This window comes from Bacillus sp. FSL E2-0195 (assembly GCF_038003645.1).
Taxonomy (GTDB): Bacteria; Bacillota; Bacilli; order Bacillales; family Bacillaceae_G; genus Bacillus_A; species Bacillus_A mycoides.
Genome location: NZ_JBBOPN010000001.1, coordinates 4571832 through 4596701, shown reverse-complemented (window position 1 = coordinate 4596701; position 24870 = coordinate 4571832). Strand labels below are relative to the sequence as shown.

Here is a 24870-nt window from a genome sequence, read left to right as displayed (position 1 = left end):
CTCACTTTTTACCTTGATTTTCAATATATTTCTTTACTACGTCTATTGGCGAACTACCAGTAGTTAGTAAGCAAAAACTTCTTGACCAAAACATTTCTTTCTAAAGTTTTTTTCACTTGTGGAAAGTCTTTTTTGATTAGTTGAGAACTTGCACTTTTATAAGCATTAATAAATTTTGTCATTTCTTTTTAAGCGAGTAATTCTGATGCAGTGTGCTGAAGGACTTCTTCATATTGGTCAAGTAAGCCACGAAAGATCTCATCCCAGCTTTTTGATTTAGCATAAGACGAAGCTGCTATGCCCATTTGCATAAGCAGCTCTTCATTTTGCAATAAAGAATGGATGGAGGATAGAAAGGAATCTGTATCTTTTGGCGGACAAAGAATTCCCGTTTTTCCATCTGTAATAATATTTTTAACCCCGCCACTATTTGCACCAATGACAGGTGTACCGCATGCAAATGATTCAAGTACGACATTTCCAAACGTTTCAGTAGCTGATGGAAATACCATCATATGAGAAGAAGCATATGCTCCAGCTAAATCCGTACCTTGTAAATATCCAGTAAAAGTGACATTTGTTTTCGGAACAGCTTCACGTAAATTTGTTGCTAGAGGCCCGTCTCCAGCGATGAGCCAATGAATATCGTCACGTTCTTTGTTTGTCGTTTGAATAAGTGTTTGAAGAGTATCGATATCTTTTTCAGGAGCAAGGCGCCCGACGTAGGAAAGAATATATTTCGCTGTAATTTTATATTTTTTTCGGAATAGGTCTTTATTGTAAGTTGGATGAAAGAGAGTACAATCTACACCACGTCCCCAAATGTAGAGCTGTTGAAATCCTTTTTTCTTTAATTGATGTAATGTTTCAGGAGAAGGAACAAAGTTTTTTTGCATATGACTATGAAACCAGCTTAAATAGTTCCATAGCATATTGGAGAGAAATTCGATTTTGTAATAGCGTAAATAGGCGTCAAAATCAGTATGATAAGAACCGACAACTGGGATATTTAACTTTTTGGCATAATATAACCCACAAAGTCCCATATTGAAAGGCGTAGCGATGTGAATGATATCAGGTTTAAAGGCAAGAAGTTCCCGCTTAATGCGCGGAGTAGGAAAGGCAAAGCGACATTCTGGATATAATATTGTTAACGGGATACTTCTCATTTTGTTCACATTCGCTACGAAATTATCTTCTGCCGTATGCTGAGGGGCGAAAACAGAATAGGCGATATTTTCTTTTTGAAAATATTTAGTTAAACGTTCCAAAGTTTTCGCCACACCGTTGACTTGTGGTGTAAATGTATCGGTAAATATGGCGACTCTCATCATATCGCTCCTTTACATGAGTGGAATGAGTTGATAAAAAGAGATGATGCCAGAGCAAGTGCCAAGGCACATGCCTACAAATACATCTGACGGATAATGAAGCCCTAAATAAATACGGGAAATACCGACGCATAATGCTAACGGTAATAGAAAAGCAAGCAAGTTTGGATTATAGCAAATAAATGGAATGAGGACAGAGAAAACAGCCGTTGTATGTCCGGATGGAAAAGAATGATCTTTTAAAGGCTGTACTGGATATTTCGCATCTTGAATTGTTAAATAAGGACGTTTTCGTGGATACCATCTTTTTAATATTTGCACAGGAATATGGCTAATTGTTAAAGAAATAGCAGTTGCAATTGCAGCTTGATGCAAATTCCCTGTTGCGAAAATTAAAAAGAATAGGGTAAGTGCAATGGAAAAACTTGCACCACCGATATGGGTAATATTGCTAAAAAAGATGTTTAATGTTTTTTGATCAAAGTAGCGATTAATTCCTTTGAAGATGTAACATTCTATTTTATATAGTCCACTGACCTTCATGAGATTTTTCCTCCCTCATTTACATATATATGGAGTTATTAACTTCTATTTTAATAAGATTTTATTGAGGGGATAATAAGGTTTTGTAAAGAAAAAGTTAGATTTTTTCATAAAAAAAGCTGCCAGTCTTATGGCAGCGATAAAATCACTTTTGTAACGATTTATAATATTGTCCTTTTTCAACGTATTGTGTGCGGATACGTTCCATATCTTTACGGTCTTCTTCTGTTAATTCGCGAATGACCTTCGCAGGGCGACCGAAAGCTAACGTATTAGGAGGGATTTTCTTTCCTTGTGAAACGAGACTACCAGCACCGATGAAAGCTCCTTCACCAATTTCAGCGCCATCTAATATGATAGATCCCATTCCGATTAAAGCATCTTTTTCAATTTTGCAGCTATGTAAAATAACTTGATGCCCAACGGTAACGTCATCTTCTAAAATAAGAGGATACTGGGGGCTTTGGTGAAGTGTACATTGATCTTGTACATTTACTCTATTTCCAATTATCGTTGGTGATACATCACCGCGGATGACTGTATTAAACCAAATGCTAGATTCTTCGCCAATTGTCACATCGCCTGTAATGGTAACATAGTCAGCGATAAAAGCACTACTCGCAATTTTCGGATTTTTTTCTTTGTAAGGATATATCATGTAAAGCCTTCCTTTCCTAGAGACTAGTTTTAGTGTATCAAATTATGAGAAAGAGTGAAATGGAGGAGGTCCGTATGTGGAATTATGAAGCAGAGGAAGCGAAAGCTGTAGTCGTTATCGTGCACGGCGCAATGGAATATCACGGACGTTACGAAGCTATAGCAGAAATGTGGAATCATATCGGCTACCACGTTGTGATGGGAGACCTTCCATCACATGGAACGACTTCGAGAAATAGAGGACATATTGATTCATTTGATGAATACATAGAGGAAGTTAAATTATGGGTGAAAGAGGCAAGGAAGTATCGATTACCTATTTTTATATTTGGTCATAGTATGGGTGGTCTTATTGTCATTCGTATGATGCAAGAAACGAAGAGAGAAGATGTAGATGGTATTATTTTAAGTTCACCATGTTTAGGTGTATTAACTGGACCTTCTGCTCCGCTTCGAGCTGCCTCAAAAATATTAAATGTTGTTGCTCCAAAATTGCAATTTGCAACGAATCTTACAGTGGAAATGTCAACTCGTAATCATGAAGTGAGAGATGCGATGGAGAATGATTCATTGTTCTTGCGCAAAGTATCAGTACGTTGGTATAGTGAATTGATTAAGTCTATCGAAATTGCGCATAAAAAAATAGGCGATTTTCCAGACGTTCCACTCTTGCTAATGCAGGCTTGTGAGGATAAACTTGTAGATAAAACACGTGTCCGTACTTGGTTTGATAATGTTAAAATAAGTGATAAGGCTTTTAAAGAATGGCCGAATTGTTATCATGAGTTATTAAATGAGTATGAGCGTGATGAAATTTTGAATTATATTCAGTCATTTACTGAAATACGCATCAATAACATAATAGAAACAAATAAGTAAATTATTTGTACATTGAATAGAGGAGATGAAGGAAGAAGTGAACGTACCGAGTAATCCCATAACGCTCATGGCGAAAGTATACCGTGATGTGTTTCCGGTAGTACACCATGAGCTAGCGATGTGGAAAGAGCGTGCCTACCATATTCCGAATGACGAGCTTCATAGTCAGGCAATCGCAAGTATTGAGAATAAAACGTTTCATTGCGAGGGCGGTGGCATTTTAGCGCTACTAGCAAATGAACATCGTGAGGAATGTATTCGTTTTATCGTAGCTTATCAAACGATTAGCGACTATTTAGATAATTTATGTGATCGTAGTACATCACTTGACCCGAAAGACTTTGCGGCTCTTCATGAGTCGATGGTAATGGCGTTAAGCCCTGAAGTTGAAGGGGGCGGTAACTATTATCGTTATCGTGATGATCAAGATGATGGTGGTTATTTAGATGAGCTTGTTGAAACATGTCAGGATGTTTTAAAGAAAACGAAGCATTATGATAAAATTGCTCCAATTCTTCATGAACTTGCTTGTTATTATTGTGATTTGCAAATTCATAAACACGTGAAGTTAGAAGAAAGAGAACCACGCTTAAAAACATGGTTTGAAGCGCATAAAGAAAATTTACCACCGATGAGTTGGTTTGAGTTTTCAGCATGTGCAGGTTCTACGCTTGGAATTTTCTGTCTTGTAGCATATGCATTTCATGATGAGTTACATGAAGAAGATATTGTGAAAATTAGACAAGGGTATTTTCCATACGTACAAGGACTTCACATTTTACTTGATTATTTCATCGATCAAGAAGAAGACCGTATCGGCGGAGATTTGAATTTCTGTAGTTATTATGAAAACGAGCAAGCTATATTAGATCGTATGAAACATTTTGTAGAAGAAGCAGAGAAGAGCATTGGTGATTTGCCTCATGCGAAGTTTCATCGTCTCATAAGCCGAGGATTACTTGGTATTTATTTATCAGATCAAAAAGTATCAGCGCAAAAGAATATGCACAAAATGGCACGGCGCATTGTAAAATACGGAGGGCTCACTTCACGATTCTTCTACTGGAACGGGAAGATGTACCGAAAGAAAATGGCGCAGTGATGAAGAAAACCACTCTTGTAGAGTGGTTTTCTTATTATGATTGTATTTTTGAAAATACATATATGAGAAGTTCAATTGCGAAAATAACTAAAACAGATAGTCCGAATAAAGGCATGACAGCGCCTAGTATAACCATCATGATAAAGAAAACGATTATGCTTTTCTTATCTCTTTGCTTTGGCGGTGCTGCTAATTTTCCTTTTGGCTTTCTTGCTAACCACATTTTTATTCCGTAATAAATGAGAAGTAATAAAGATAATGTCGTTAGTAAGCATAATATTTTATTTGGCCATCCGAATAAATGTCCTTCGTGAAGCGGGATACCGTAAGTAAACCATTGTGCAAATAATCCATAATCACGATAGTCCGTTTTGGAAATAAGTTCTCCGCTATATTGATCAAAATAAGCTGTTATTTCTTCATTTGGTGCGACATGCATACCCGTAATACCGGAACCGCTTGATTTCGAAACGGTGAATACACCTTTCGGATCAGCCGGTAGTGAGATAACATATGGCTTCTTTATTTCAATTCCTTTTTGTAATTCATCGACAGAAATTGCTTTTGGCTCATTTGAATTCGATTCAGGAGGAGCTTCTTTTCTAGTTGCCCACGGTAATTCTTTTACCTTCGATTCAGGCGGTGCCATATACAATGTCGGATATCCAATCGATTCATTCGACGATGCGATTTTATAAATTTGGTTCCCCATAAATCCTGACCATGGTAATCCAGATGCGACTAACAAAACGAGTGGAATTGTAAATATAATACCGATAATAGAATGACGTCGTTTTGCTTTTTCTCGCTTAGTGGATGCGGGTGTGTTTTTGAATTGGCGTATACTCATATACAATCCAGTCACAATTAAAAAGATTGTCCAGCATGCCGCAAGCTCTACAGTATAGTTGACGACAGTACCACCAACTAAAAGAGAACTATGTAATTCCCGCATTATATTGGCAAAAGTTTCACTTGCATTTTGATCTCCAACAATTTGATTATTGCTATCTAAATACACATATTTTTGCTTTCCTGTATATTCATTTGCAATAGTAAGTCTCGTATTATAATCCCCATTAAACTCACTAATTTTCGCCACACTATAATGTGGATATTTTTTCTCTGTTAAGAAAAGCGAATCAGCCATCGAAATAGACTCTGTTTGGGCGCTCTTCCCAAAATATAAATCTTTATAGATGAAATCTTCAACTTCCTCCCGAAATAAATACCCAATTCCGCTCAGTGACAATGTAATAAGAAGCGGCGTAATAAAAAGCCCGGCGTAAAAATGCCACCTCCAAAAAATATAATGAAGCGAACGATTTACTTTCATACTTCAGTTCCCCTAACCTTCCCTATATGAATAAACTACTTATTTAATATAGCGAGATTAAGTGTGATTACTTTGAAATAATTGTGAAAAAAGTTAAAAGTTTTGGTTGTTTTTATCAAACATAAAACACATTTTAAAAAGGATGTGTTCTATGTTTATGAAGACTTTTTTATATTTGATGCATAGATCCTAACAACTGCTTTCGCAAGACATTGAGCGGAATCAACAAAGTCCTCACTCACCACCACATTCAAATCGGTACATGCGATAATAGCGGTATCTACTTCGTCTTTTAACTGTAAAACGAGCAGACTCCATAATTTACGAGCTTCCTCAATTTCTCCGCCTTTAATACAAGTAATAATTTGATTAATCATTTCTTGCCATTGTTCATTATGAATGTACTCTATATCACGTTTTGTAATTCCATCTTGGTAAATACTTGCTTGAACAGTCGCTTCTGTTGCAAGAAGAGCGACTCTTTTTGTATTTTCAGGAATTGCTTTTAACGTCTCATCGACTATATTCAAAATAGGAATGGTAATAGAACGCTGTAATTCCTCGAAATAAAGATGCGCTGTATTACATGGCATTGCGATGAAATCTACACCAGTACTTTCAAGTTTTTTCGCTCCTTCAATAATCGCTTTTTTCATCGCCGCATGATCAATAGGGCGATCCATATAAAACGGTGTTGGGCACGAATAAATCATCATATGAGGAAAGTCCATATCATGCTTTGCTCCATAAATTGTTTGGCACTCTGCTACAACTGTATCGACGAATGGTCCGGTTGATTTTGGACCCATTCCTGCTAGTATTCCAATCATTGTTTAGTCCCCTTTAATATGTAATCAAAAACGTTTTCTGCGAACGAGAAAAAGAAATAAAGTAAGTAATAAAAATGAATATACGATAGCCCAAGCTGTAAGCCATAGAGTATGAGTAAGTATATTATATTTGTATTGTCCAAGCATTATAAAGCTTTCGACAGGTGGTAAAAACCATAGTAACTCTTTTTTTAACCGGATTGAGGCAATCGTCATAAGTAATATAAATGTAAGACTAAGCCAAGCGGTGCTTGCTTTTTGAATAATATTTCTAGTAAATAATGTTGCGATTGAAATTCCTAGTATAGATAAAGACATGTGAGCGAGAAATCCGACTAGAAATAAAGAAGCTGTCATTTTTTCATTAAACATTTGCAAAATAATTGGATAGATTACGGATATAAAAGATAAAACAGTACAAATAAGAAAAGCCGTAATATATTTACCAACGTATAATGCCGAAATATTATTTGTATGTGAAATAGTGATTTGTTCTTGTACAGGATCTTCAGTATGAAAAATTGTGACTGTAATCCAGGCAGATAATAAATAAAGTGCGAGTGCTGTTTCTAAGTATGTTGGTACAATGGGAGTTGGTTTATATGTATATACAAAAAGTAAGCTTATGCAGTACATCGCAATAGGAGGAATGTACTTATACGATTTCGTGTAGTCGAGAAAATGGTAACGAATAAGCGCAAACATAATAAACCTTCTTTCGATTTAAAAATTAGGCTGTAGCAGTGTGATAGATGCTTTTTTATGTAATAAAAACTGAAGCATTTCGTTTGCATATTCCTTTTCGATTTGTAATTGAATGAGGTTTTGATTTGAATTGTGTGTAACTTGTATAAATCCTGATTGCTTTTGTAGTTCTATAGCTGAAAATGTTTCGTGAACAATTGCCTCAATATAGACCTGTTCTGTTGATTTTTGCACAGAGGTATCTTCCGCAATTGTATGATTTGCTAATGTCACAATTCTATCGGCGAAGTTTTCTAGTAGTTGTTTTTCGTGACATGTGAAGAGTATAGATATACCTTGTTGTTTTAATGAGAGTAAAATATGCTCTAATTCTTGCTGAGAGTTAGGGTCGAGTCCAGAAAGAGGTTCATCTAGAATTAATAAATGGACGTCCGTAAGTAATGCTTGCATAATGCCTGTTTTTTGTTTCATACCTTTTGAAAAGTTTCGTACAACGTAATGCTTTGCATGATGTAGATGAAAAGATTCAAGGAGCATCGGAATTTTATTTCTTAAATATTTTGTTGATAAACCGTGAATGTGGCCGAGATGATATAAATAATCCTCTAATGTAAAACGAATTCCTTCAGGAAAATGTTCAGGGACATAACTGATTTGTATATGTTCTTTTCTTTGAAGTGTCCCTGCCGTAGGTGGAATAAAGCCTGCAATTATTTTGAGTAAAGTACTTTTTCCAGTCCCGTTCCCACCAATAATAGAGAGTGCTTCTCCTTCTGGAATGGATAAATCGATGTTGTCTAGTATAAGTGATTTGCCATACTTCTTTTGAATTCCCCTTAGTTCTACTAGCAAAGTTCTATCCTTCTTTCTTCAAATATTGTATACATCCATTATATAGGAGAATAAGAAAAAGACGTGCAATGAATGCACGTCTTTTTTTGTTATGTTTTGTCGAATGATCGATATATCTGAAAAATCGTTGATATAATTATCCTGCTATTTGCCGGACAGTAAACCTCACTGATTAAAGTTTCACTTTATCGCTTCTCAATCGCCACAATAAATGGCGGGTTATTTTGCTGGTTAATGAAGCCGTATCGCAAAACGTGAGCTTCTTTTTGATCTAGTTCTTCTGCAAATTTAAGTACAGCGTCGCGTTCTACTTGTCCTTCTGGATGTCCGTGGTAAATGACAAGGACGATGATACCTTCAGGTGCCATTACTCCTAGTAATTGTTCAATTGCCGAGAGTGTTGAGTTCGGTTTTGTGACGATATGCTTGTCACCACCTGGAAGGTAACCTAAGTTGAAGATAGCGCCTGTTACTTTTCCTTTTGCATCTTCTGGTAGTACGGATAGAAGCGTATCGTGACTATCGTGAACTAAAACAGTACGTTCAAAAAGCTCTTTTTCTTTTAGGCGGATAGTAGAGCTTTCAATTGCTTCTTTTTGAATATCAAATCCAAATACTTTTCCGCTATCTCCAACGATTTCAGCTAGGAAGCAAGTGTCATGTCCATTTCCTAAAGTTGCATCTACAGCGTAATCGCCTTCTTTAACAGCCGTTTGCAGCAGCGAGCGAGCAAACGGTAATACACGTTCTAATTTCATTTTTGTTTCTCCTCATTTGCATATTTTCCTTGCCAGCTTCCGCGGCGTACAAATTCTGCATCGATGGAATTTAATACTTCCCATTTATTTAAGCTCCACATTGGACCAATCATTAAGTCAGGTGGACCGTCACCTGTGATGCGGTGCACAATTACGTCTTCAGGAATAATTTCAAGTTGGTCAACAACGAGACTTACGTAATCTTCAAGAGAAAGGAACTCGAGTTGTCCTTTTTCATATTGCTTCACCATTGGCGTTCCTTTTAATAAATGAAGTAAATGAATTTTAATTCCTTGTACGTCAAGCTTCGCTACTTCACGAGTTGTTTCCATCATCATGTCGTAATCTTCAAGTGGAAGACCGTTAATAATATGAGAGCAAACTCTAATGCCATGTTTGCGTAATTTATTTACGCCTTCCACATAAGATGGATAATCGTGAGCACGGTTAATAAGATTTGCAGTACGTTCATGAACAGTTTGTAGTCCGAGTTCAACCCAAAGGTACGTACGTTTATTTAAGTCCGCTAAATATTCAACGACATCGTCTGGTAAACAATCTGGACGAGTTGCGATAGAAAGACCGACAACGTCTTTTTCTGCTAGAAGCGGTTCGAATTTTTCTTTTAACACTTCAAGTGGTGCATGTGTATTTGTGTAAGCCTGAAAATAAGCGATACATTTTCCGTCTTTCCACTTTGAGTGCATTTTTTCTTTCATTTCATGATATTGCGTTATAACATCATCGCGGCGATCGCCAGCGAAGTCACCAGATCCAGCAGCACTACAAAACGTGCAACCACCGTAAGCAACTGTACCGTCACGGTTCGGGCAATCGAAGCCAGCATCTAATGAAACTTTAAAGATTTTTTCACCAAATTCATTTCGTAAGTGGTAATTCCATGTATGATAACGTTTATTGTCATTTGTATATGGAAAAGGGTTTTGAACCTTCATTATTTTCCCTCCTAAGACGAGTCAAAATGAAACAAAATCCATTATAACATACTCATAAGGTTCATATGGAAGGGACACACTAAAGGGGAATTGAAGCAAGGAGGGACAATTATGGCAGAGCGTCAATCACTTGAAGAGTATATTACACAGGCAGAACAAGCGGTGGAATATGCGAAAGAACAATTAGACCAAGGCATGAGACAAGAGCATTACAATACGATGGAGTATTCGGATGCTCAGTTACAATTAGAACAAGCATATAACGACTTACAAACTATGCAGCAACATGCGAATGATGAGCAACGTGAGCAATTAAATAGAGCACGTATGGCAATTCGCCAATTGCAACATCAAATGATTATTACACCGCACTAATAAGGAGTGAATGTAATGGCGAAACGTTCAGATCAAAATAATCCAGAGCAAAAAACGCAAAATGGACATAACGCTGAATTTTCAAATGAACTTGATCCAGTTGTTCAAGTGAAACAGCGTAACAGTAAAAAAGGACAACCTCAAAGATCGAAGCAATCAGAGTAAACCAGGTCGAAATACGACCTGGTTTTATTTTATTACAAAAGTGTAAGGTAATTGTAATGTTAACAAATAGCAGTTCACCTCCAAAAGGCGCAAAATAGGTAATGGAAAAACAAGTGTAGGAGGATATATATGACGAAACCAGTTGTAGACGTGAAAAACGTTCAAAAAGTGTACGGTAAAAAAGGTGAGAACCAATCACACGCGTTAAAAGGTGTTTCATTCTCAATTCAAGAGGGTGAGTTTGTTGGAATTATGGGACCATCTGGTTCTGGTAAAACGACATTGTTAAATGTAATTTCAACGCTTGATAAAGCAACGGGCGGCGTTGTTGAAATTGCGGGTACGGACATTACGAAAATGAAGCAAGGTGAGCTTTCTGATTTCCGTTCGCAAAAGTTAGGATTCATTTTCCAAGACTTCAACTTATTAGAGAACTTATCTATTTATGAGAACATTGCACTTCCACTTTCACTTCAAGGTGTTTCATCACGTAATATTGGACCGAAAGTAGAGAAAGTAGCGGATATGTTAGGGATTACAGAAATTCTTCAAAAGTATCCAACTGAAGTATCCGGTGGACAGAAACAGCGTTCAGCAGCAGCACGGGCACTAGTGCATGAGCCGGCAATTATTTTAGGAGACGAGCCAACAGGAGCTCTTGATTCGAAAAATGCAGCAAGTTTACTTGATGCGATGACAAACTTAAATGAAGAACAAGGCGTATCTATTATGATGGTTACGCATGATCCATATAGTGCAAGTTACTGTCAGCGTATTTTATTCATTCAAGATGGTGAGCTATATAAAGAAATTCATCGCGGTGGTACGCGTGAAGAGTTCTACAAAGAAATTTTAGATGTACTTGCAGATTTAGGTACACAAAAAGCGTAAGAAAGGAGGTTCCAGTATGTTATTTAAACTTTCCATGTCAGGGCTAAAGAGTAAGCTGAAAGATTATATTGTCTTACTTGTTGGTCTTGTCATGTCGATTTCAATTTTTTATATGTTCCAAACGTTAGCGCTGAATAAAGCGTTTATCGAATCCAATTCTGTTATTAAGTCTATTGGTTTCGTATTCCAAGCAGGTTCATTTTTATTAGCAATTATAACGTTCTTCTACATTTTATATGCAAACTCTTTCTTATTATCTCTTCGTCAAAAAGAGTTTGGTATGTACATGATGTTAGGTGCAAAAAAGCATAAAGTTACATTACTTATGTTTATTGAAACGATTGTATTAGGTGCTGCGTCTCTTACGATTGGACTTACAGTTGGTGTAGGACTTGCAGAAGGTATCGGACAGTTATTAATGAAACAATTAGAATTTGCTGGTGAAGGCTATAAGGCATTTTATCTACCATCTATGACTGTTACTTGCATTTTCTTCTTTGCATTATTTGTATTATCAGCAATTATGAACAGTATTAAGTTATCACGTATTTCAGTACTGCAACTTGTACATGCAGATGCACAAACAGAACGTGTTGCGGTAAAAGGAAAAATGACAGGTGTCGTTGCAATCCTTGCTGTTATTTTATTAGGAATTGGCTATGCATCAATGATTTACATGGAAAAACTAAGAGAAATGGGAATCCTTATTGCATTAATTACAACAACAACTGGTACTTACATGCTATTTGGATCACTTCTCCCAGTTATCATTAGAAAGTTAAAGAGTAATAAAAAGCGTAGTGAAAAAGGACTTAATGCTTTTACGTTTGCACAATTAAATTTCCGTATTAATAGCTTAACGAAAGTACTTGCAACGGTAGCGATGTTAGTTGCTCTTGGAGCGGGTGCAATTTCAGGTGGTATGGCGTTTAAAAATAACGTTATAAAAATGGTTGATGGTTTAGTAATATATGATTCAGTTATTCATAACCCAACAGCTGAAGAAAAGAAAATTTTAGATGGTATTACATTTAAAGAGAAAAATGAATATCGTTACAAAGTTGATAATAAATACGTTTATTATGTAAAAGAAGATTTAGAGAAAAAACCTCCTTTCGTACAAGATACAAAACAGATGGAAAGTATGAAGGATTTAGGAAAAATAAAGAAAGTTTCAGAGGAACTACCAGTAGGTGCAGTTTCTAGAGAAATGAATGAAAAAGATGCGAGTGCTAAAGAACTTCCAGAAGACTGGAACGAGGCTTTCAGAACAATTCAGCCATTTTATCTATATGAAGATCATGCAATTAAAATTGTAGATCAGAAAATGTACGATACTGTAAATGGTAAAGAAGGAATCGTAGTTACTGGAAAAACAGACGATTTTGTAGCATACACAAAAGAATGGAAAAAACTTGACGAGTTGCAGCTAGTTAAATATAAAAATGTAAAAGCTGAAAGATTAGATAGTAAATATCAATCTTACAATGGATTCTACGGCATTGCGAGTGGAACAGTATTTATGGGATTCTTCCTTGGAATTGCGTTCTTAGCAATGATGGCAAGTTGTTTAATGTTTAAAATTCTTTCTGGTGCATCAAAAGATATTACGCGTTATCAAATGCTTCGCAAAATCGGTGTGCGTCGTGAGTTATTAACGAAATCGATTTATAAAGAATTATTCTTAGTATTCTTATTCCCAGCAATTGTGGGGATCGCTCACGTATTAGTTGGTATGAATATTTTCGGATTTATTTTAATGGATCCTTACTTCCGTATTTGGGTACCAATCGTAATTTTCGTAGTTATTTATGCGATTTATTACTTCATTACAGTTCAATTGTATAAAGGAATTGTTCTTCCAAAAGAAGATTAATAGGTAAAAAGCCGAGTGAAAGTGCTCGGCTTTTTGTATTTTCAGAAAAAACACTTTAATGTTACTGAAATATATAATATAATGTAAATAAGTAACATAATATGAAAGTATCAGCAACCGAAAAATGAAAGGAGGAATCCGATCTGTAGAAAGAAGCTGAACTTGTACTCCCCCTATTTTTTCTACCCACACCGTATTTGTACAATCATAAATTTCCAAATGAAAAATTGTCGTAAGAGTATATTGTGAAAATAATGGATAATACATGGAAATCTCATAGCATGATAAGGTAAAATGGACAGGATAATGAGAAAATTACCGTTCATAAGATGAGGAGATACATGTATGGAAGTTGTAGAGGCATTAAAAGATATAAGCCAAATTGAGGCTATGAAAAAGTACTTAAAAGAGCACTCGCAGCGAGATTATCTTTTATTTGTTATTGGAATTAACACTGGATTAAAGATTACTGAGCTACTTAGTATGAAATTTGAAGAGGTATTAAATGAAGATAAGACTGTTAAAGAGTTTTATTCTCTTCCTGTGAAAGATGAAAAATTCAAACAAGATATTTATTTAAATACAAAAGTAAAAGAAGCCCTTTTAGAGTATGTAAAATCTATTGATGCTCAAAGAGAAAACTACGTATTTCAATCTAATAAAACGACAAATTCAATCTCACGCCAACAAGCATATCGTGTTATCCATAGCGCAGCTGAAGCGGTTGGGATTGTTGGAAAGATTGGAACGAATTCAATGCGAAAAACATTTGGATTTCATGCGTACAAAAGAGGAATAGCGATTGCGCTATTGCAAAAGCATTTTCATCACGCAACTCCATCAGAAACGCTCAAGTATTTAGGAATCTCAAAAGATGAGAAGTTTAAAACAGAGATTGATGTAGATTTGTAAAAGCCGTAACTAAAAACTTTAGGAGGCGGAAAATATGAATATTAGAGAGAGTGAACTACCGGGCATTGGATGTAAATTCGAAGTGATAACAAAAGGTAATGAAAAAATGGTTATCGTTATTCATGATGATGGCCGAAGAGAAATGTATCATTTTGATGCGGATCACGATGAGAGTATTTCAAGCATTTCTCTTCGTGATTCTGAAGCGAGACAAATTGCGGCTATATTAGGCGGAATGGTATATAGGCCGCAAGCGCTAGACACAATTGAGATGGCTTTTGAAGGATTATCAATTGAATGGTTTAAGGTGGAGAATAATGCACCAGTAGTACAACAAACAATTGGTAGCTTACATGTCAGAAAAACGTATAACGTAACGATTATTGCTATTTTGAAAAAGAATATGAAGAAATTCTTTAATCCAGGTCCAGACTCTATTATTGAAGCTGGCGATATGCTCGTATTGTCGGGTGAAAGACATGAAGTGAAAAGAATTATTAATGAATTGCTTTCAGCAGGAGGTGATTCCTAATCGATGGATACTTTAATTTTTGAAGTTGGAACTGCGTTAGTATTAGTAGCTTTTGCAGCTATCCTCGCTGCGAAGTTAAAGTTCTCGATTATTCCGTTTCTCATTATACTCGGTATGTTAGTGGGGCCTCATGCCCCAGATTTAGGACTTATCGATTTAAGATTTATTGAAAGCGGAGAAGTTATTTCCTTCCTCGGCCGTGTAGGCGTCATATTCCTCCTATTCTATTTAGGCTTAGAATTCTCAATAAAAAAATTAATTAAATCAGGAAAGTCGATTGCTTTTGGGGGTAGTGTTCATATATCGCTTAATTTCATATTAGGTTTACTTTATGGATATGTTATGGGCTTCCCCTTACTAGAAACATTAATTATTGCTGGAATTATTACAATCTCATCGAGTGCAATTGTAGCGAAAGTAATCGTTGATTTAAGAAGATCTGGTAATAAAGAGACAGAGCTAATTTTAGGAATCATTATGTTTGATGATATCTTTTTAGCTGTATATTTATCAGTTGTTTCAGGATTAGTACTCGGAGGTGCAACATCATTTGTAGGTGCTCTTACATCCGTACTAATCGCAGTAGGATATATGTTACTATTCTTTGTAATCGCTAGAAAAGCTACGCCGTTCCTAAATAAAGTATTAGATATTTCGTCAAACGAAATTTTTATTATCGTAATATTCGCTATTTTATTCTTTGTAGCAGGATTTTCAGAAACAATTCATGTTGCGGAAGCGATTGGGGCTTTATTGTTAGGACTCGTCTTTTCAGAAACAGAGCATAGTGACCGGATCGAGCATCTCGTCGTCCCGTTTCGTGATTTCTTTGGAGCTATATTTTTCTTCAGCTTCGGTTTAAGTATAGATCCGTTTTCGCTTGGAGGAGCAGTATGGTTGGCATTAGGAGCAGTTTTCATTACTCTCATCGGTAATTTTACAGCTGGAATGATTGCAGGGCGTAAAGCCGGGTTATCGCATAAGGCTTCTACGAATATCGGTTTAACACTTATATCACGTGGGGAATTCTCCATTATTGTCGCGAATCTCGGAATAGCGGGTGGCTTAATGGCAACGATTAAACCATTCTCAGCTTTATATGTTTTAATATTGGCGTCGCTAGGGCCATTATTAACGAAGGAGTCTGGGAGAATATACTCTCTACTAGACAAAATATTTAAATGGAGTGCGAAAGAAAGTGCAAAACGTAAAAAGGAAGTTGGATAACCTTTCGCGAGGGAACGATTCCATTATTTATAGATTAATATTTTACAAAGACGATTAGAATACATTCTAATCGTCTTTGTGCTATTATCTGAATTTCATCAACTATTAATCAGTTGCCTTCCTATTTAAAAACGACTACAATTTTACTGTTATATATATGAACGAAAAAAAGAGAATAGGAGGGGAGACTATGCCAAGGAAAGTATGGCTATTAGTAGCTGGGATGATTATTAATGTCACGGGTGCTTCTTTTTTATGGCCTTTTAATACAATTTACTTACATGATAGTTTAGGGAAATCTTTATCAGTAGCCGGAATGGTATTAATGATCAACTCGCTTACTGGTGTAATCGGAAACTTGCTCGGCGGTGTTTTATTTGATAAATGGGGCGGTTATAAATCAATTTTAGTAGGGATTGTCATTACACTTGTATCGATTTTAGGTCTTGTATTTTTCCATGGTTGGCCATTATATGTTGTGTGGCTAGCATTAATCGGATTCGGTTCTGGAATGGTGTTTCCATCGATGTATGCGATGGTCGGTACGGTTTGGCCAGAAGGCGGGAGACGAGCGTTCAATGCAATGTATGTTGGACAAAACGTTGGGATTGCGATTGGAACAGCGTGCGGTGGATTAGTTGCGTCTTATCGTTTTGATTATATTTTCTTAGCGAACTTTATTTTATATTTTATTTTCTTCTTAATTGCGTTTATTGGATTTCGTGGTATGGAAGCAAAAAAAGAGCAAGAGGTACAAAAAGAAGCCGAAACGAAAAAAGGTTGGTCACTTACACCTGGCTTCAAAGCGCTTCTAATCGTATGTGTAGCATATGCTTTATGCTGGGTTACATACGTACAGTGGCAAGGGGCAATTGCGACTCATATGCGAGAATTAGATATTAGCCTCCGCCATTATAGTTTATTATGGACGATAAACGGAGCGATGATTGTTTGTGCGCAGCCACTTGTTAGTATGTTAATTCGCTGGATGAAGCGTTCTTTAAAACAACAAATTATGATTGGAATCGTCATTTTTGCGGCGTCGTTTATTGTTTTAAGCCAAGCGCAGCAATTTACGATGTTTCTCATTGCGATGGTGACATTAACAATTGGTGAATTATTCGTATGGCCGGCAGTTCCGACCATCGCAAATATACTTGCACCGAAAGATAAGCTAGGATTTTATCAAGGTGTTGTAAATAGCGCAGCGACTGTAGGGAAAATGTTCGGACCGGTCGTTGGCGGAGCGATTGTTGACTTATACAATATGGAAGTATTGTTTATTGCGATCATGGTAATGCTTGTAGTAGCGCTTATAGCAACGAGTATTTATGATAGACGAGTAAAAGTAGAAGAAACAGTTGAAGAAAAAATTGCAGTTTAGTTTGACGGAACATGCAACATGTTTTAGAATATATTTAAATAAATAGTAATAAAATATCCTTTGGAACAAGGGAGTTAGCTCGGCTGTCCTAAGACGAATTCGTTAGTTAGCAAGAGTAACGATTAACCGAGAAGCCCTCGCTTCAAGTAAGCTCTTAAGAGATACTAAGTGGTGGGTAGTTCACATTAACTCATATTTGTAATAACAGTGAGAAGGAGTAGTAGTAATAGAAGCTGGTTTAGAGAGTTGACGGTCGGTGCAAGTCAATCCACGTTTCGTTATGAACTCGCCTTTGAGTTGCAGTTGTGAAATCATTAGTAGCAATTGCCGTTAATCCACGTTACGGATCTAAGCGAATGTATTTATTACATTAATTTAGGGTGGTACCGCGGGAATCTATAACCTCTCGTCCCTTTCTAGGGATGAGAGGTTTTTTGTATTTTGGGCGGTGAAAATAAATAGAATTTCAAGGAGGGTATCTCATGAGCTTTAATCATCAAGAAATTGAGAAGAAGTGGCAAGGGCATTGGGAAGAGAATAAAACATTCCGTACGCCAGATGAAACAGAAAAACCAAAATTTTATGCACTAGATATGTTCCCATATCCATCAGGTGCAGGCTTACACGTAGGTCATCCAGAAGGTTATACAGCGACAGATATTTTATCTCGTATGAAGCGTATGCAAGGATATAACGTTCTTCATCCAATGGGATGGGATGCATTCGGTCTTCCAGCAGAGCAATATGCACTTGATACTGGGAACAGCCCGGCTGAATTTACAGAGCTTAATATTAATACGTTCCGTAATCAAATTAAAGCATTAGGCTTCTCTTACGATTGGGATCGTGAAGTAAATACAACAGATCCAACCTACTACAAGTGGACACAATGGATCTTCCTAAAACTATTTGAAAAAGGTTTAGCTTACGTTGATGAAGTACCTGTAAACTGGTGCCCAGCACTTGGTACAGTACTTGCAAACGAAGAAATCATTGACGGTAAGAGTGAGCGCGGTGGACATCCAGTTGAGCGTCGTCCGATGAGACAGTGGATGTTAAAAATTACAGCTTACGGAGATCGTCTATTAGAAGATCTAGATGAGCTTAATTGGCCAGAAAGCTTAAAAGACATGCAACGTAACTGGATTGGTCGTTCTGAAGGTGCAGAAGTACACTTCAACATCGACGGTACAGATGAGAAGTTCACAGTTTTCACAACGCGTCCTGATACACTATTTGGAGCAAGCTACTGTGTACTGGCTCCAGAGCATGCACTTGTTGCTAACATTACAACACCAGAACAAAAAGAAGCTGTAGAAGCTTACATTAACTCTGTTAAAATGAAGAGCGATTTAGAGCGTACAGAACTTGCGAAAGAAAAAACTGGTGTATTCACTGGTGCTTACGCAGTTAACCCAGTAAACGGTGAGAAATTACCAATCTGGATCGCTGATTATGTTCTTGCAACTTACGGAACAGGTGCTGTAATGGCAGTTCCAGCTCACGATGAGCGTGACTATGAATTCGCATCAACGTTCAATCTTCCAATGAAGGAAGTTGTAAAAGGCGGAGACATTTCGAAAGAAGCATATACAGGTGATGGTGCGCACGTAAACTCAGCATTCCTTGATGGTTTAAATAAAGAAGAAGCAATTGTAAAAATGATTGAGTGGCTTGAAGTAACAAGCGCAGGAAATCAAAAAGTAACGTACCGTCTACGTGACTGGTTATTTAGTCGCCAACGTTACTGGGGTGAGCCAATTCCAGTAATCCATTGGGAAGATGGTACAATGACAGCTGTGAAAGAAGAAGAATTACCATTAGTTCTTCCGAAAACAGAGAATATTCGTCCTTCAGGTACAGGTGAATCACCACTTGCAAACATTGAAGAGTGGGTAAATGTTGTTGATCCTGAAACTGGTAAAAAAGGTCGTCGTGAAACGAATACAATGCCGCAATGGGCTGGTAGCTGCTGGTACTACCTACGCTACATCGATCCAAACAACAGCGAAGCACTTGTAGACCCTGAAAAAGTAAAACAATGGCTTCCAGTTGATATTTATATCGGTGGAGCAGAGCACGCTGTACTTCACTTACTATATGCTCGTTTCTGGCATAAAGTATTATATGATATCGGTGTAGTTCCAACGAAAGAACCGTTCCAACAATTATTCAACCAAGGTATGATCTTAGGTGAAAACAACGAGAAAATGAGTAAATCAAAAGGTAACGTTGTAAATCCTGATGATATCGTAGCAAGCCACGGTGCAGATACACTTCGTCTATACGAAATGTTCATGGGACCATTAGATGCTTCAATCGCTTGGTCTGAAAATGGTCTTGACGGAGCTCGTCGCTTCCTAGACCGCGTATGGCGCCTATTCATTCAAGAGAACGGTGAATTGAGTGAGAAAATTACTGATGCACCAAACAAAGATCTTGAAAAAGCTTACCACCAAACAGTGAAGAAAGTAACAGAAGACTATGCAGAGCTTCGCTTTAACACAGCGATTTCTCAAATGATGGTATTCATCAACGATGCATACAAAGCTGAAACACTTCCGAAAGAATATGTAGAAGGTTTCGTAAAAATGATTGCACCAGTTGCACCTCACATCGGGGAAGAACTATGGAGCAAACTTGGATACAGTGAAACAATCACATATGCAAGCTGGCCAACATTTGATGAGTCTAAACTTGTAGAAGATGAAGTTGAAATCGTTGTTCAAATTATGGGCAAAGTTCGCACAAAACTAACAATGAGTAAAGACGCATCAAAAGAAGAAATGGAACAACTTGCACTTGAGGCAATCAAAGAACAAATTGAAGGAAAAACAGTTCGTAAAGTAATTGTTGTTCCTGGAAAACTTGTTAACGTTGTTGCAAACTAATTAATTATTAATAAAAGCTCAGAGCGTTTATGCTCTGAGCTTTTTTGCGTGAAAAATAAGCTCAGGATCACCTTCATCTAAGTTTTCGATCATTCCACTACGCATAAATCCATTTGCTTTAAAAACTTTTTGCATATTTGTATTCGATTTGTTCGTTGAAGAAAATATTTTTTGAGTAGGAGAATGTCTTAACATATATGAGATTAATGAGCTTGCATGACCTTGTCTTCTTTTCGTTGGCGAAACAATGATTAATGAGAGGAAAGTATAACCAAAGAAATTTGTATCGTATGTTAGAAAACCAGAAATGGAATTGTCCTCTTTTGCAATGATGCAGGTTCCTTCATCAATAGCGTGTTTAATATAATCTCGTCTACTATCGTCTCCGATTACATCAACATCTATATGTAAGATTGAATCTAAATCGTCGATGGAAGCTTTTGCTACGTTCTCCAACGAAAACGCCTCCTTTGGAAAAATCAGTTAATTCAGTTTATCATGAATGAAGAACGAAGAAAAAGGCGCGGAATTCCCATATAGACAAACACCTATTCTTCTATAGAAAATATGATAAAAAAGGTAGGTTAAATTGAACAGAAGAGGTGAAAGGAATGAAAGGGATGGACAATAATGCACCACATGGCTTCTTCGGAGGTGGATCGGATAGTTATGGACAAATGATGTTCATGGGAGGAGATGGTCAACACGGATATGGCGGAATCCCAAGTTGGATGGGAGGAGCAGCTGGAGGATTTCCGACGTCAGTGGCGGGTGTACAAACAGGATTTCCAACGTCAGTAGCTGGAGCGCAAACAGGATTTCCGGCACTAGTAGGAGGTGCACAAGGAGGAGTTCCTGTAGGTATGCCAACTACATTCCCATCTTTCGTTGGCGGTGTACAAACAGGATTTCCTGTACCTGGCGTTGGTGTTGTAACTGGTGGGATCGGCGGATTCCCTCAAGGTGTTCACGGTCATCATGTGCATCACGGCCATCACGGTCAGCATGTACATCATGAGCATCACGGCCATCACGGTCAGCATGTACATCATGAGCATCACGGCCATCACGGTCATCATCAACACCACGGCCATCATCAACACCACGGCCATCATCAACAACAAGTACATCATCATGGTCATCATCAAATTCATCCGCAGGCTGTCCTTTATCAAACACACCAAGGTCAACATCAACACCATGGTCACCAAGGCCAGCATCAACACCATGGTCATCATGGTCACCAAGGCCAGCATCAACACCACGGTCATCATGGTCATCATCAACACCACGGCCACCATCAGCAACAAGTACATCACCAAGGTCATCATCAAATTCACCCGCAGGCTGTCCTTTATCAAACTCATCAAGGTCAACATCATCACCAAGGCCAACAGCATCACCAAGGCCAACATCATCACCAAGGTCAACACCATCACCAAGGTCAACACCATCATCAAGGCCAACACCATCACCAAGGCCAACAGCATCATCAAGGCCAACAGCATCATCAAGGTCAACAACAGCATCAGGGTCAACAACAATACCAACAGTATCAGCAGCAACAACAGCCTTGGGCAGGTGGAATTGGAGCAGGGACGGCAGCAGGAGCAGCAGCTGGTACTGCAGGAGCAGCAGGACACGCGGGACACGTGGGTCATTAATAGACCAAAGGAAAAAAGACATAATAAAAAACTGCTAGGAGATCCTAGCAGTTTTTTTCTGCCTCTTGACGTTGGCGTTCGATTTCCGCACGAAGTTGTGGTTCCGGTGCTTGCCATCCTTCTGGTTTCATAATTTTGCCGTCGCCCTCGCGGAATCGAGGCTTTCCATCAGGGAATAGTTTTGCCATGTTAGCATTGTTTACAATTTCGAATCCTTTATCTGGACGTACGCCCATTTCTGCAAACGTTCCGAATGCAAAGTAAATAAGGTCAATAAGTGCATCATATTGATCTTCAACAGTTGTTGCTTCTAGAAATTCTTCTAGCTCTTCTTGCATAAAGCTAGCACGAATTTTTGCACGCTCTTCTGTTAGTTTTGTTGGAGTACTTGTCACAGGATGTCCGAATTCTTCATGCATTTTTGCAACAAGTTCGTATCCTTTATCTAAACCTTTTTCGTTTGTCATGTTGTTTCATCCTTTCTTACGTTATGCCGAATTTTATTGTAACATAAGGTAGTTATTAAATAAAAAGAACATCTTATGAGAAATAAGATGTTCGCTCGTTATTCTTCTTTCTTAATTAAAACGGATAAAATAAGATCGATGCCAAACATTCCGATGAGTAGCATTGGTATAACTACAAGTAAATAACGTGTGAAAGAAACATTTTTTAAGTATGTATGAGCAAATAAAAAGACGCCGAGAAATAAAATACCATTTAAAATAGGTTTTACTAATTTTTTAGACATAAGCTCCCCCGTAAATATCCCTTTTCTCTATTTAAAAATAAAAACTCCTCTTTCCGTTGTATCATGCTGGAGAGAGGAGTTCAATCATTATCATTCAATTACACCAGAATTTGTAATGTTGACAGTATATTTCACTTGAATTGGAACATCTTTATACATTCTTCGCCACTCTTCTAATTTGAATGAGCGATAATGTTGTCTATATTTTGCCCCCAGTCCAAGAGGATCAACATTTAGAGATTTAAATTGTTTAATAAGTTTTGTAGCTTTCACGTCTAATTGCTTTTCGACTGACTTAGCTATTTTTGTTGTATTTTTTTTGTTTTCTAAATTAAATTTTCTAGAGAGCTCCTGAATACGAGCTTCCATTTTCACATGAATATAGAAAGAAGGTTTTCCGTTTTTTATGTTTACTTCGTAGGTAGGGACGGAACGGATATTATTAATCATTGCATAGCCAGGATTGGTTTTAAATTCATGTGAGTCTAAGCGGTGCTTTTCTAGTAGTCCTTTGAAAACAAACATATCTTGGTACTTGATTGTTCCAACTAACTTATCCTTTTTTAAGAGACCGATACCAGTAATTTTTATTTTATCTCCATGTTTTTTCAGGATAGGCATATAAGAATCTTGTCCTTCACGGTAGTACCGAAAAGCACCTAAATATAAATTGTCAGTTGGTAAAGGGCCGGTTTCCATATTATGTTCTAACATTTTTTTTATATAAATTGCAACATTATAAGATGTACTGTATTTTCCTTTAAATAGTTCAGTACCACTTCCTTCTAATAGTCCCACATACAGTGAATTACCAATATTCACATCACGAATTAATGTGTCAAAGGAGGTGGATAATCCTTTTTTAGCAACCTTTGTTGTGAATAAGGCAACACGCATTTGACCGCTTGCGAACGGTTGCGAAGATTCTAAAGATGTATCTGCCTTTACTTGTTTTACTGCGTTTCCTGTTCCCTCATAAACTTGAACTTTATTGCCCTTTTTTTGTATAGGACAAACAAATGTAACTTTTACTTTATTATCTTTTGCTGTATCGAAGACAGTTCCTTGAATGAGTTGAACATCATCAATAATATTTTTTTGTAAGCAACCAGTTAGACTGAAGATACTGATGCAAATAAGAAGTATTAATTTTCTTTTGGTTTTTTCCATTTTCTTTTCACCCACACAATAATAAATAGAATTGGGATGTATACATATATAAGCCAAAAACTAACTTTAGATGTATTGCTAATAAAATCATTAATATCATGCCTGTTCGTTAAAAGTTGTGAAACAACTAAGGTGATAAGCATAAAGGCGATTAAAATGCTACGTTGCTTAACACGAAAGATTTCATGAGTTCCTCTAGTAGCAGCCCATAAAGGTAGAATAAAGCTCGTAACAATAACGAGAGCATAAGCGGAAATAGCAATATACTCAAGTCGCTCTATAAAAGGAAGCTTAATAACTTGTGTCATTGAAAGTTGAGACCAAATTGTTTTGAGTAGTTGTTTTTCACTAAAGAAAGTAAAAGCGAGAATAGTACTAAACAAATATAAGCAGTTAGAGAATAATGCCCCATATTGTGCGAATTTATGGGACTTCTCTGGCTCTTTAACAAACGGATAAACCATAAGAAAAATTTCAAACCCTGTCATACTATAAATAGATAGTTTGGCCGCTTTCAAAATATCGGTAAAAGAATGTGAAAACATCGGAAGTAAATTATCCCAATGTGCGAATTTCAAAATAAAAAGACTTAGAAAAAGATATCCTAAGGTCCCGCCAACAGAAATGACACAAATGCCTGTAATGACGCGGAAGCCTGATGAAATAATGTAATAACTTATTAAGCATAAAAAGAATGTGAGCATCCAGGTGGATGCACTAGGAAACATCCATACTTGAATAATTTCGACATATGTTCTAACTACAGAAATACTTACAATAAAAAAATAAGCCATAAAGATGATACTAATGCCGTTTCCTAGCCATTTCCCAAATGTTTGCCGATGTAAATCAATTAAATTTCCGTTTGTTTCTTTTAATAAGAAATACATCATCCATATAAGAATATGGATACCGATTCCTGTAATTAAAACTCCCATCCAGCCGTCGTATCCAGCTGCCTTTGCAATGATTCGAGCGAATCCGAGAACACCAGCACCAAATTGTGCACCGTGAATTAAAAAGAAAACGAAGACGGGTGATATTTGGTGTTCTGCTTTAATTTTACTCATCGATGCACCTCAT

26 protein-coding genes, 1 pseudogene and 1 other annotated feature are annotated in these 24870 nt (G+C 37.0%); of the genes and pseudogenes, 12 read left to right on the top strand and 15 right to left on the bottom strand.

Going from position 1 to position 24870, the window contains the following annotated elements:
- Window position 1 precedes the first annotated feature (1 nt).
- The 4 genes and pseudogenes from MHH59_RS23735 to MHH59_RS23720 all read right to left on the bottom strand — a co-directional run.
- Window positions 2–185, bottom strand: a pseudogene (locus MHH59_RS23735) (IS200/IS605 family transposase); the annotation flags it as partial.
- 3 nt (window positions 186–188) lie between these two features.
- On the bottom strand, window positions 189–1331 hold the full coding sequence (locus tag MHH59_RS23730) for a glycosyltransferase family 4 protein (RefSeq protein ID WP_340852490.1): 1143 nt from the start codon (window positions 1329–1331) through the stop codon (window positions 189–191).
- A gap of 12 nt (window positions 1332–1343) precedes the next feature.
- Window positions 1344–1874 (bottom strand): phosphatase PAP2 family protein, encoded by a 531-nt coding sequence (locus MHH59_RS23725; RefSeq protein WP_002167520.1) that lies wholly within the window; start codon window positions 1872–1874, stop codon window positions 1344–1346.
- Window positions 1875–2019: 145 nt separating this feature from the next.
- On the bottom strand, window positions 2020–2532 hold the full coding sequence (locus MHH59_RS23720) for a gamma carbonic anhydrase (RefSeq protein ID WP_002015678.1): 513 nt from the start codon (window positions 2530–2532) through the stop codon (window positions 2020–2022).
- Window positions 2533–2606: 74 nt separating this feature from the next.
- Between MHH59_RS23720 and MHH59_RS23715 the strand changes: the two genes are divergently transcribed.
- Together MHH59_RS23715 and MHH59_RS23710 are read left to right on the top strand one after the other, a co-directional pair.
- Window positions 2607–3410: an alpha/beta hydrolase gene (locus MHH59_RS23715; RefSeq protein WP_002129529.1), complete on the top strand. Its 804-nt coding sequence runs from the start codon at window positions 2607–2609 to the stop codon at window positions 3408–3410.
- Window positions 3411–3447: 37 nt separating this feature from the next.
- Window positions 3448–4512, top strand: a complete 1065-nt coding sequence (locus MHH59_RS23710) for a tetraprenyl-beta-curcumene synthase family protein (protein WP_002089107.1) — start codon at window positions 3448–3450, stop codon at window positions 4510–4512.
- Window positions 4513–4546: 34 nt separating this feature from the next.
- Here MHH59_RS23710 and MHH59_RS23705 read toward each other — a convergent pair whose 3' ends face one another.
- From MHH59_RS23705 to MHH59_RS23680, 6 genes are all read right to left on the bottom strand, one after another.
- Window positions 4547–5848 (bottom strand): PepSY-associated TM helix domain-containing protein, encoded by a 1302-nt coding sequence (locus MHH59_RS23705; protein ID WP_078177749.1) that lies wholly within the window; start codon window positions 5846–5848, stop codon window positions 4547–4549.
- A 155-nt stretch (window positions 5849–6003) separates the two neighbouring features.
- Entirely contained in the window at window positions 6004–6678 is a 675-nt protein-coding gene (locus MHH59_RS23700) for an aspartate/glutamate racemase family protein (RefSeq protein ID WP_340852487.1), read from the bottom strand.
- Window positions 6679–6702: 24 nt separating this feature from the next.
- Window positions 6703–7383 carry a hypothetical protein gene (locus MHH59_RS23695; RefSeq protein WP_002167524.1) on the bottom strand — a complete coding sequence of 227 codons (681 nt, stop codon included), beginning with the start codon at window positions 7381–7383 and terminating at the stop codon, window positions 6703–6705.
- An 18-nt stretch (window positions 7384–7401) separates the two neighbouring features.
- Window positions 7402–8235, bottom strand: coding sequence for an ABC transporter ATP-binding protein (locus MHH59_RS23690; RefSeq protein ID WP_340852485.1), 834 nt, complete (start codon window positions 8233–8235; stop codon window positions 7402–7404).
- A 185-nt stretch (window positions 8236–8420) separates the two neighbouring features.
- Window positions 8421–8993: a class I SAM-dependent methyltransferase gene (locus MHH59_RS23685; RefSeq protein ID WP_340852483.1), complete on the bottom strand. Its 573-nt coding sequence runs from the start codon at window positions 8991–8993 to the stop codon at window positions 8421–8423.
- Window positions 8990–9949 (bottom strand): TIGR01212 family radical SAM protein, encoded by a 960-nt coding sequence (locus MHH59_RS23680; RefSeq protein WP_002167527.1) that lies wholly within the window; start codon window positions 9947–9949, stop codon window positions 8990–8992. The genes MHH59_RS23685 and MHH59_RS23680 overlap by 4 nt, the downstream gene beginning before the upstream one ends.
- Window positions 9950–10060: 111 nt before the next feature.
- Here MHH59_RS23680 and MHH59_RS23675 point away from each other — a divergent pair, with 111 nt between their 5' ends.
- From MHH59_RS23675 to leuS, 9 genes are all read left to right on the top strand, one after another.
- On the top strand, window positions 10061–10324 hold the full coding sequence (locus MHH59_RS23675) for a YtzC family protein (RefSeq protein WP_002089099.1): 264 nt from the start codon (window positions 10061–10063) through the stop codon (window positions 10322–10324).
- 15 nt (window positions 10325–10339) lie between these two features.
- Window positions 10340–10489, top strand: a complete 150-nt coding sequence (locus MHH59_RS23670; protein WP_001129345.1) for a hypothetical protein — start codon at window positions 10340–10342, stop codon at window positions 10487–10489.
- Window positions 10490–10618: 129 nt separating this feature from the next.
- Entirely contained in the window at window positions 10619–11380 is a 762-nt protein-coding gene (locus MHH59_RS23665; protein WP_002129519.1) for an ABC transporter ATP-binding protein, read from the top strand.
- A 16-nt stretch (window positions 11381–11396) separates the two neighbouring features.
- Entirely contained in the window at window positions 11397–13256 is a 1860-nt protein-coding gene (locus MHH59_RS23660; RefSeq protein WP_340852481.1) for an ABC transporter permease, read from the top strand.
- 345 nt (window positions 13257–13601) lie between these two features.
- Window positions 13602–14168 (top strand): tyrosine-type recombinase/integrase, encoded by a 567-nt coding sequence (locus tag MHH59_RS23655; RefSeq protein ID WP_000454225.1) that lies wholly within the window; start codon window positions 13602–13604, stop codon window positions 14166–14168.
- 34 nt (window positions 14169–14202) lie between these two features.
- Window positions 14203–14700 carry a cation:proton antiporter regulatory subunit gene (locus MHH59_RS23650; RefSeq protein WP_001026048.1) on the top strand — a complete coding sequence of 166 codons (498 nt, stop codon included), beginning with the start codon at window positions 14203–14205 and terminating at the stop codon, window positions 14698–14700.
- Window positions 14701–14703: 3 nt separating this feature from the next.
- The gene (locus MHH59_RS23645; protein WP_002167528.1) at window positions 14704–15927 is read left to right on the top strand and encodes a cation:proton antiporter; all 1224 of its coding nucleotides are present in this window, start codon (window positions 14704–14706) and stop codon (window positions 15925–15927) included.
- 190 nt (window positions 15928–16117) lie between these two features.
- Window positions 16118–17311, top strand: a complete 1194-nt coding sequence (locus MHH59_RS23640; RefSeq protein WP_002167529.1) for an MDR family MFS transporter — start codon at window positions 16118–16120, stop codon at window positions 17309–17311.
- A 198-nt stretch (window positions 17312–17509) separates the two neighbouring features.
- Window positions 17510–17728, top strand: a binding site (T-box leader).
- Window positions 17729–17793: 65 nt separating this feature from the next.
- Window positions 17794–20202, top strand: a complete 2409-nt coding sequence (leuS, locus tag MHH59_RS23635) for a leucine--tRNA ligase (RefSeq protein WP_002129511.1) — start codon at window positions 17794–17796, stop codon at window positions 20200–20202.
- A 27-nt stretch (window positions 20203–20229) separates the two neighbouring features.
- Here the strand turns inward: leuS and MHH59_RS23630 are convergent, their stop codons facing one another.
- Entirely contained in the window at window positions 20230–20658 is a 429-nt protein-coding gene (locus MHH59_RS23630) for a GNAT family N-acetyltransferase (protein WP_002015699.1), read from the bottom strand.
- Between the two features lie 155 nt (window positions 20659–20813).
- Between MHH59_RS23630 and MHH59_RS23625 the strand changes: the two genes are divergently transcribed.
- The gene (locus MHH59_RS23625; RefSeq protein ID WP_340852478.1) at window positions 20814–21866 is read left to right on the top strand and encodes a VrrB protein; all 1053 of its coding nucleotides are present in this window, start codon (window positions 20814–20816) and stop codon (window positions 21864–21866) included.
- 44 nt (window positions 21867–21910) lie between these two features.
- Here MHH59_RS23625 and MHH59_RS23620 read toward each other — a convergent pair whose 3' ends face one another.
- The 4 genes from MHH59_RS23620 to MHH59_RS23605 all read right to left on the bottom strand — a co-directional run bounded on the left by MHH59_RS23620 (window position 21911) and on the right by MHH59_RS23605 (window position 24857).
- Window positions 21911–22333 (bottom strand): haloacid dehalogenase, encoded by a 423-nt coding sequence (locus MHH59_RS23620; RefSeq protein WP_002034433.1) that lies wholly within the window; start codon window positions 22331–22333, stop codon window positions 21911–21913.
- Between the two features lie 98 nt (window positions 22334–22431).
- The gene (locus MHH59_RS23615) at window positions 22432–22617 is read right to left on the bottom strand and encodes a hypothetical protein (protein ID WP_002129504.1); all 186 of its coding nucleotides are present in this window, start codon (window positions 22615–22617) and stop codon (window positions 22432–22434) included.
- 90 nt (window positions 22618–22707) lie between these two features.
- Window positions 22708–23787 (bottom strand): Ger(x)C family spore germination protein, encoded by a 1080-nt coding sequence (locus tag MHH59_RS23610; protein ID WP_016095960.1) that lies wholly within the window; start codon window positions 23785–23787, stop codon window positions 22708–22710.
- On the bottom strand, window positions 23763–24857 hold the full coding sequence (locus MHH59_RS23605) for a spore germination protein (protein ID WP_002015704.1): 1095 nt from the start codon (window positions 24855–24857) through the stop codon (window positions 23763–23765). The genes MHH59_RS23610 and MHH59_RS23605 overlap by 25 nt, the downstream gene beginning before the upstream one ends.
- Between the last annotated feature and the right edge of the window lie 13 nt (window positions 24858–24870).

What these genes read in the sequence shown, in the direction of transcription:
- leuS (WP_002129511.1), top strand. Translation starts at nt 17,794, where the DNA reads ATGAGCTTTAATCATCAAGAAATTGAGAAGAAGTGGCAAGGGCATTGG.
- MHH59_RS23625 (WP_340852478.1), top strand. Translation starts at nt 20,814, where the DNA reads ATGAAAGGGATGGACAATAATGCACCACATGGCTTCTTCGGAGGTGGA.
- MHH59_RS23720 (WP_002015678.1), bottom strand. Translation starts at nt 2,532, where the DNA reads ATGATATATCCTTACAAAGAAAAAAATCCGAAAATTGCGAGTAGTGCT.
- MHH59_RS23605 (WP_002015704.1), bottom strand. Translation starts at nt 24,857, where the DNA reads ATGAGTAAAATTAAAGCAGAACACCAAATATCACCCGTCTTCGTTTTC.
- MHH59_RS23705 (WP_078177749.1), bottom strand. Translation starts at nt 5,848, where the DNA reads ATGAAAGTAAATCGTTCGCTTCATTATATTTTTTGGAGGTGGCATTTT.
- MHH59_RS23615 (WP_002129504.1), bottom strand. Translation starts at nt 22,617, where the DNA reads ATGTCTAAAAAATTAGTAAAACCTATTTTAAATGGTATTTTATTTCTC.
- MHH59_RS23620 (WP_002034433.1), bottom strand. Translation starts at nt 22,333, where the DNA reads ATGACAAACGAAAAAGGTTTAGATAAAGGATACGAACTTGTTGCAAAA.
- MHH59_RS23670 (WP_001129345.1), top strand. Translation starts at nt 10,340, where the DNA reads ATGGCGAAACGTTCAGATCAAAATAATCCAGAGCAAAAAACGCAAAAT.
- MHH59_RS23725 (WP_002167520.1), bottom strand. Translation starts at nt 1,874, where the DNA reads ATGAAGGTCAGTGGACTATATAAAATAGAATGTTACATCTTCAAAGGA.
- MHH59_RS23640 (WP_002167529.1), top strand. Translation starts at nt 16,118, where the DNA reads ATGCCAAGGAAAGTATGGCTATTAGTAGCTGGGATGATTATTAATGTC.
- MHH59_RS23685 (WP_340852483.1), bottom strand. Translation starts at nt 8,993, where the DNA reads ATGAAATTAGAACGTGTATTACCGTTTGCTCGCTCGCTGCTGCAAACG.
- MHH59_RS23695 (WP_002167524.1), bottom strand. Translation starts at nt 7,383, where the DNA reads ATGTTTGCGCTTATTCGTTACCATTTTCTCGACTACACGAAATCGTAT.
- MHH59_RS23675 (WP_002089099.1), top strand. Translation starts at nt 10,061, where the DNA reads ATGGCAGAGCGTCAATCACTTGAAGAGTATATTACACAGGCAGAACAA.
- MHH59_RS23650 (WP_001026048.1), top strand. Translation starts at nt 14,203, where the DNA reads ATGAATATTAGAGAGAGTGAACTACCGGGCATTGGATGTAAATTCGAA.
- MHH59_RS23715 (WP_002129529.1), top strand. Translation starts at nt 2,607, where the DNA reads ATGTGGAATTATGAAGCAGAGGAAGCGAAAGCTGTAGTCGTTATCGTG.
- MHH59_RS23700 (WP_340852487.1), bottom strand. Translation starts at nt 6,678, where the DNA reads ATGATTGGAATACTAGCAGGAATGGGTCCAAAATCAACCGGACCATTC.
- MHH59_RS23655 (WP_000454225.1), top strand. Translation starts at nt 13,602, where the DNA reads ATGGAAGTTGTAGAGGCATTAAAAGATATAAGCCAAATTGAGGCTATG.
- MHH59_RS23730 (WP_340852490.1), bottom strand. Translation starts at nt 1,331, where the DNA reads ATGAGAGTCGCCATATTTACCGATACATTTACACCACAAGTCAACGGT.
- MHH59_RS23665 (WP_002129519.1), top strand. Translation starts at nt 10,619, where the DNA reads ATGACGAAACCAGTTGTAGACGTGAAAAACGTTCAAAAAGTGTACGGT.
- MHH59_RS23645 (WP_002167528.1), top strand. Translation starts at nt 14,704, where the DNA reads ATGGATACTTTAATTTTTGAAGTTGGAACTGCGTTAGTATTAGTAGCT.
- MHH59_RS23680 (WP_002167527.1), bottom strand. Translation starts at nt 9,949, where the DNA reads ATGAAGGTTCAAAACCCTTTTCCATATACAAATGACAATAAACGTTAT.
- MHH59_RS23610 (WP_016095960.1), bottom strand. Translation starts at nt 23,787, where the DNA reads ATGGAAAAAACCAAAAGAAAATTAATACTTCTTATTTGCATCAGTATC.
- MHH59_RS23660 (WP_340852481.1), top strand. Translation starts at nt 11,397, where the DNA reads ATGTTATTTAAACTTTCCATGTCAGGGCTAAAGAGTAAGCTGAAAGAT.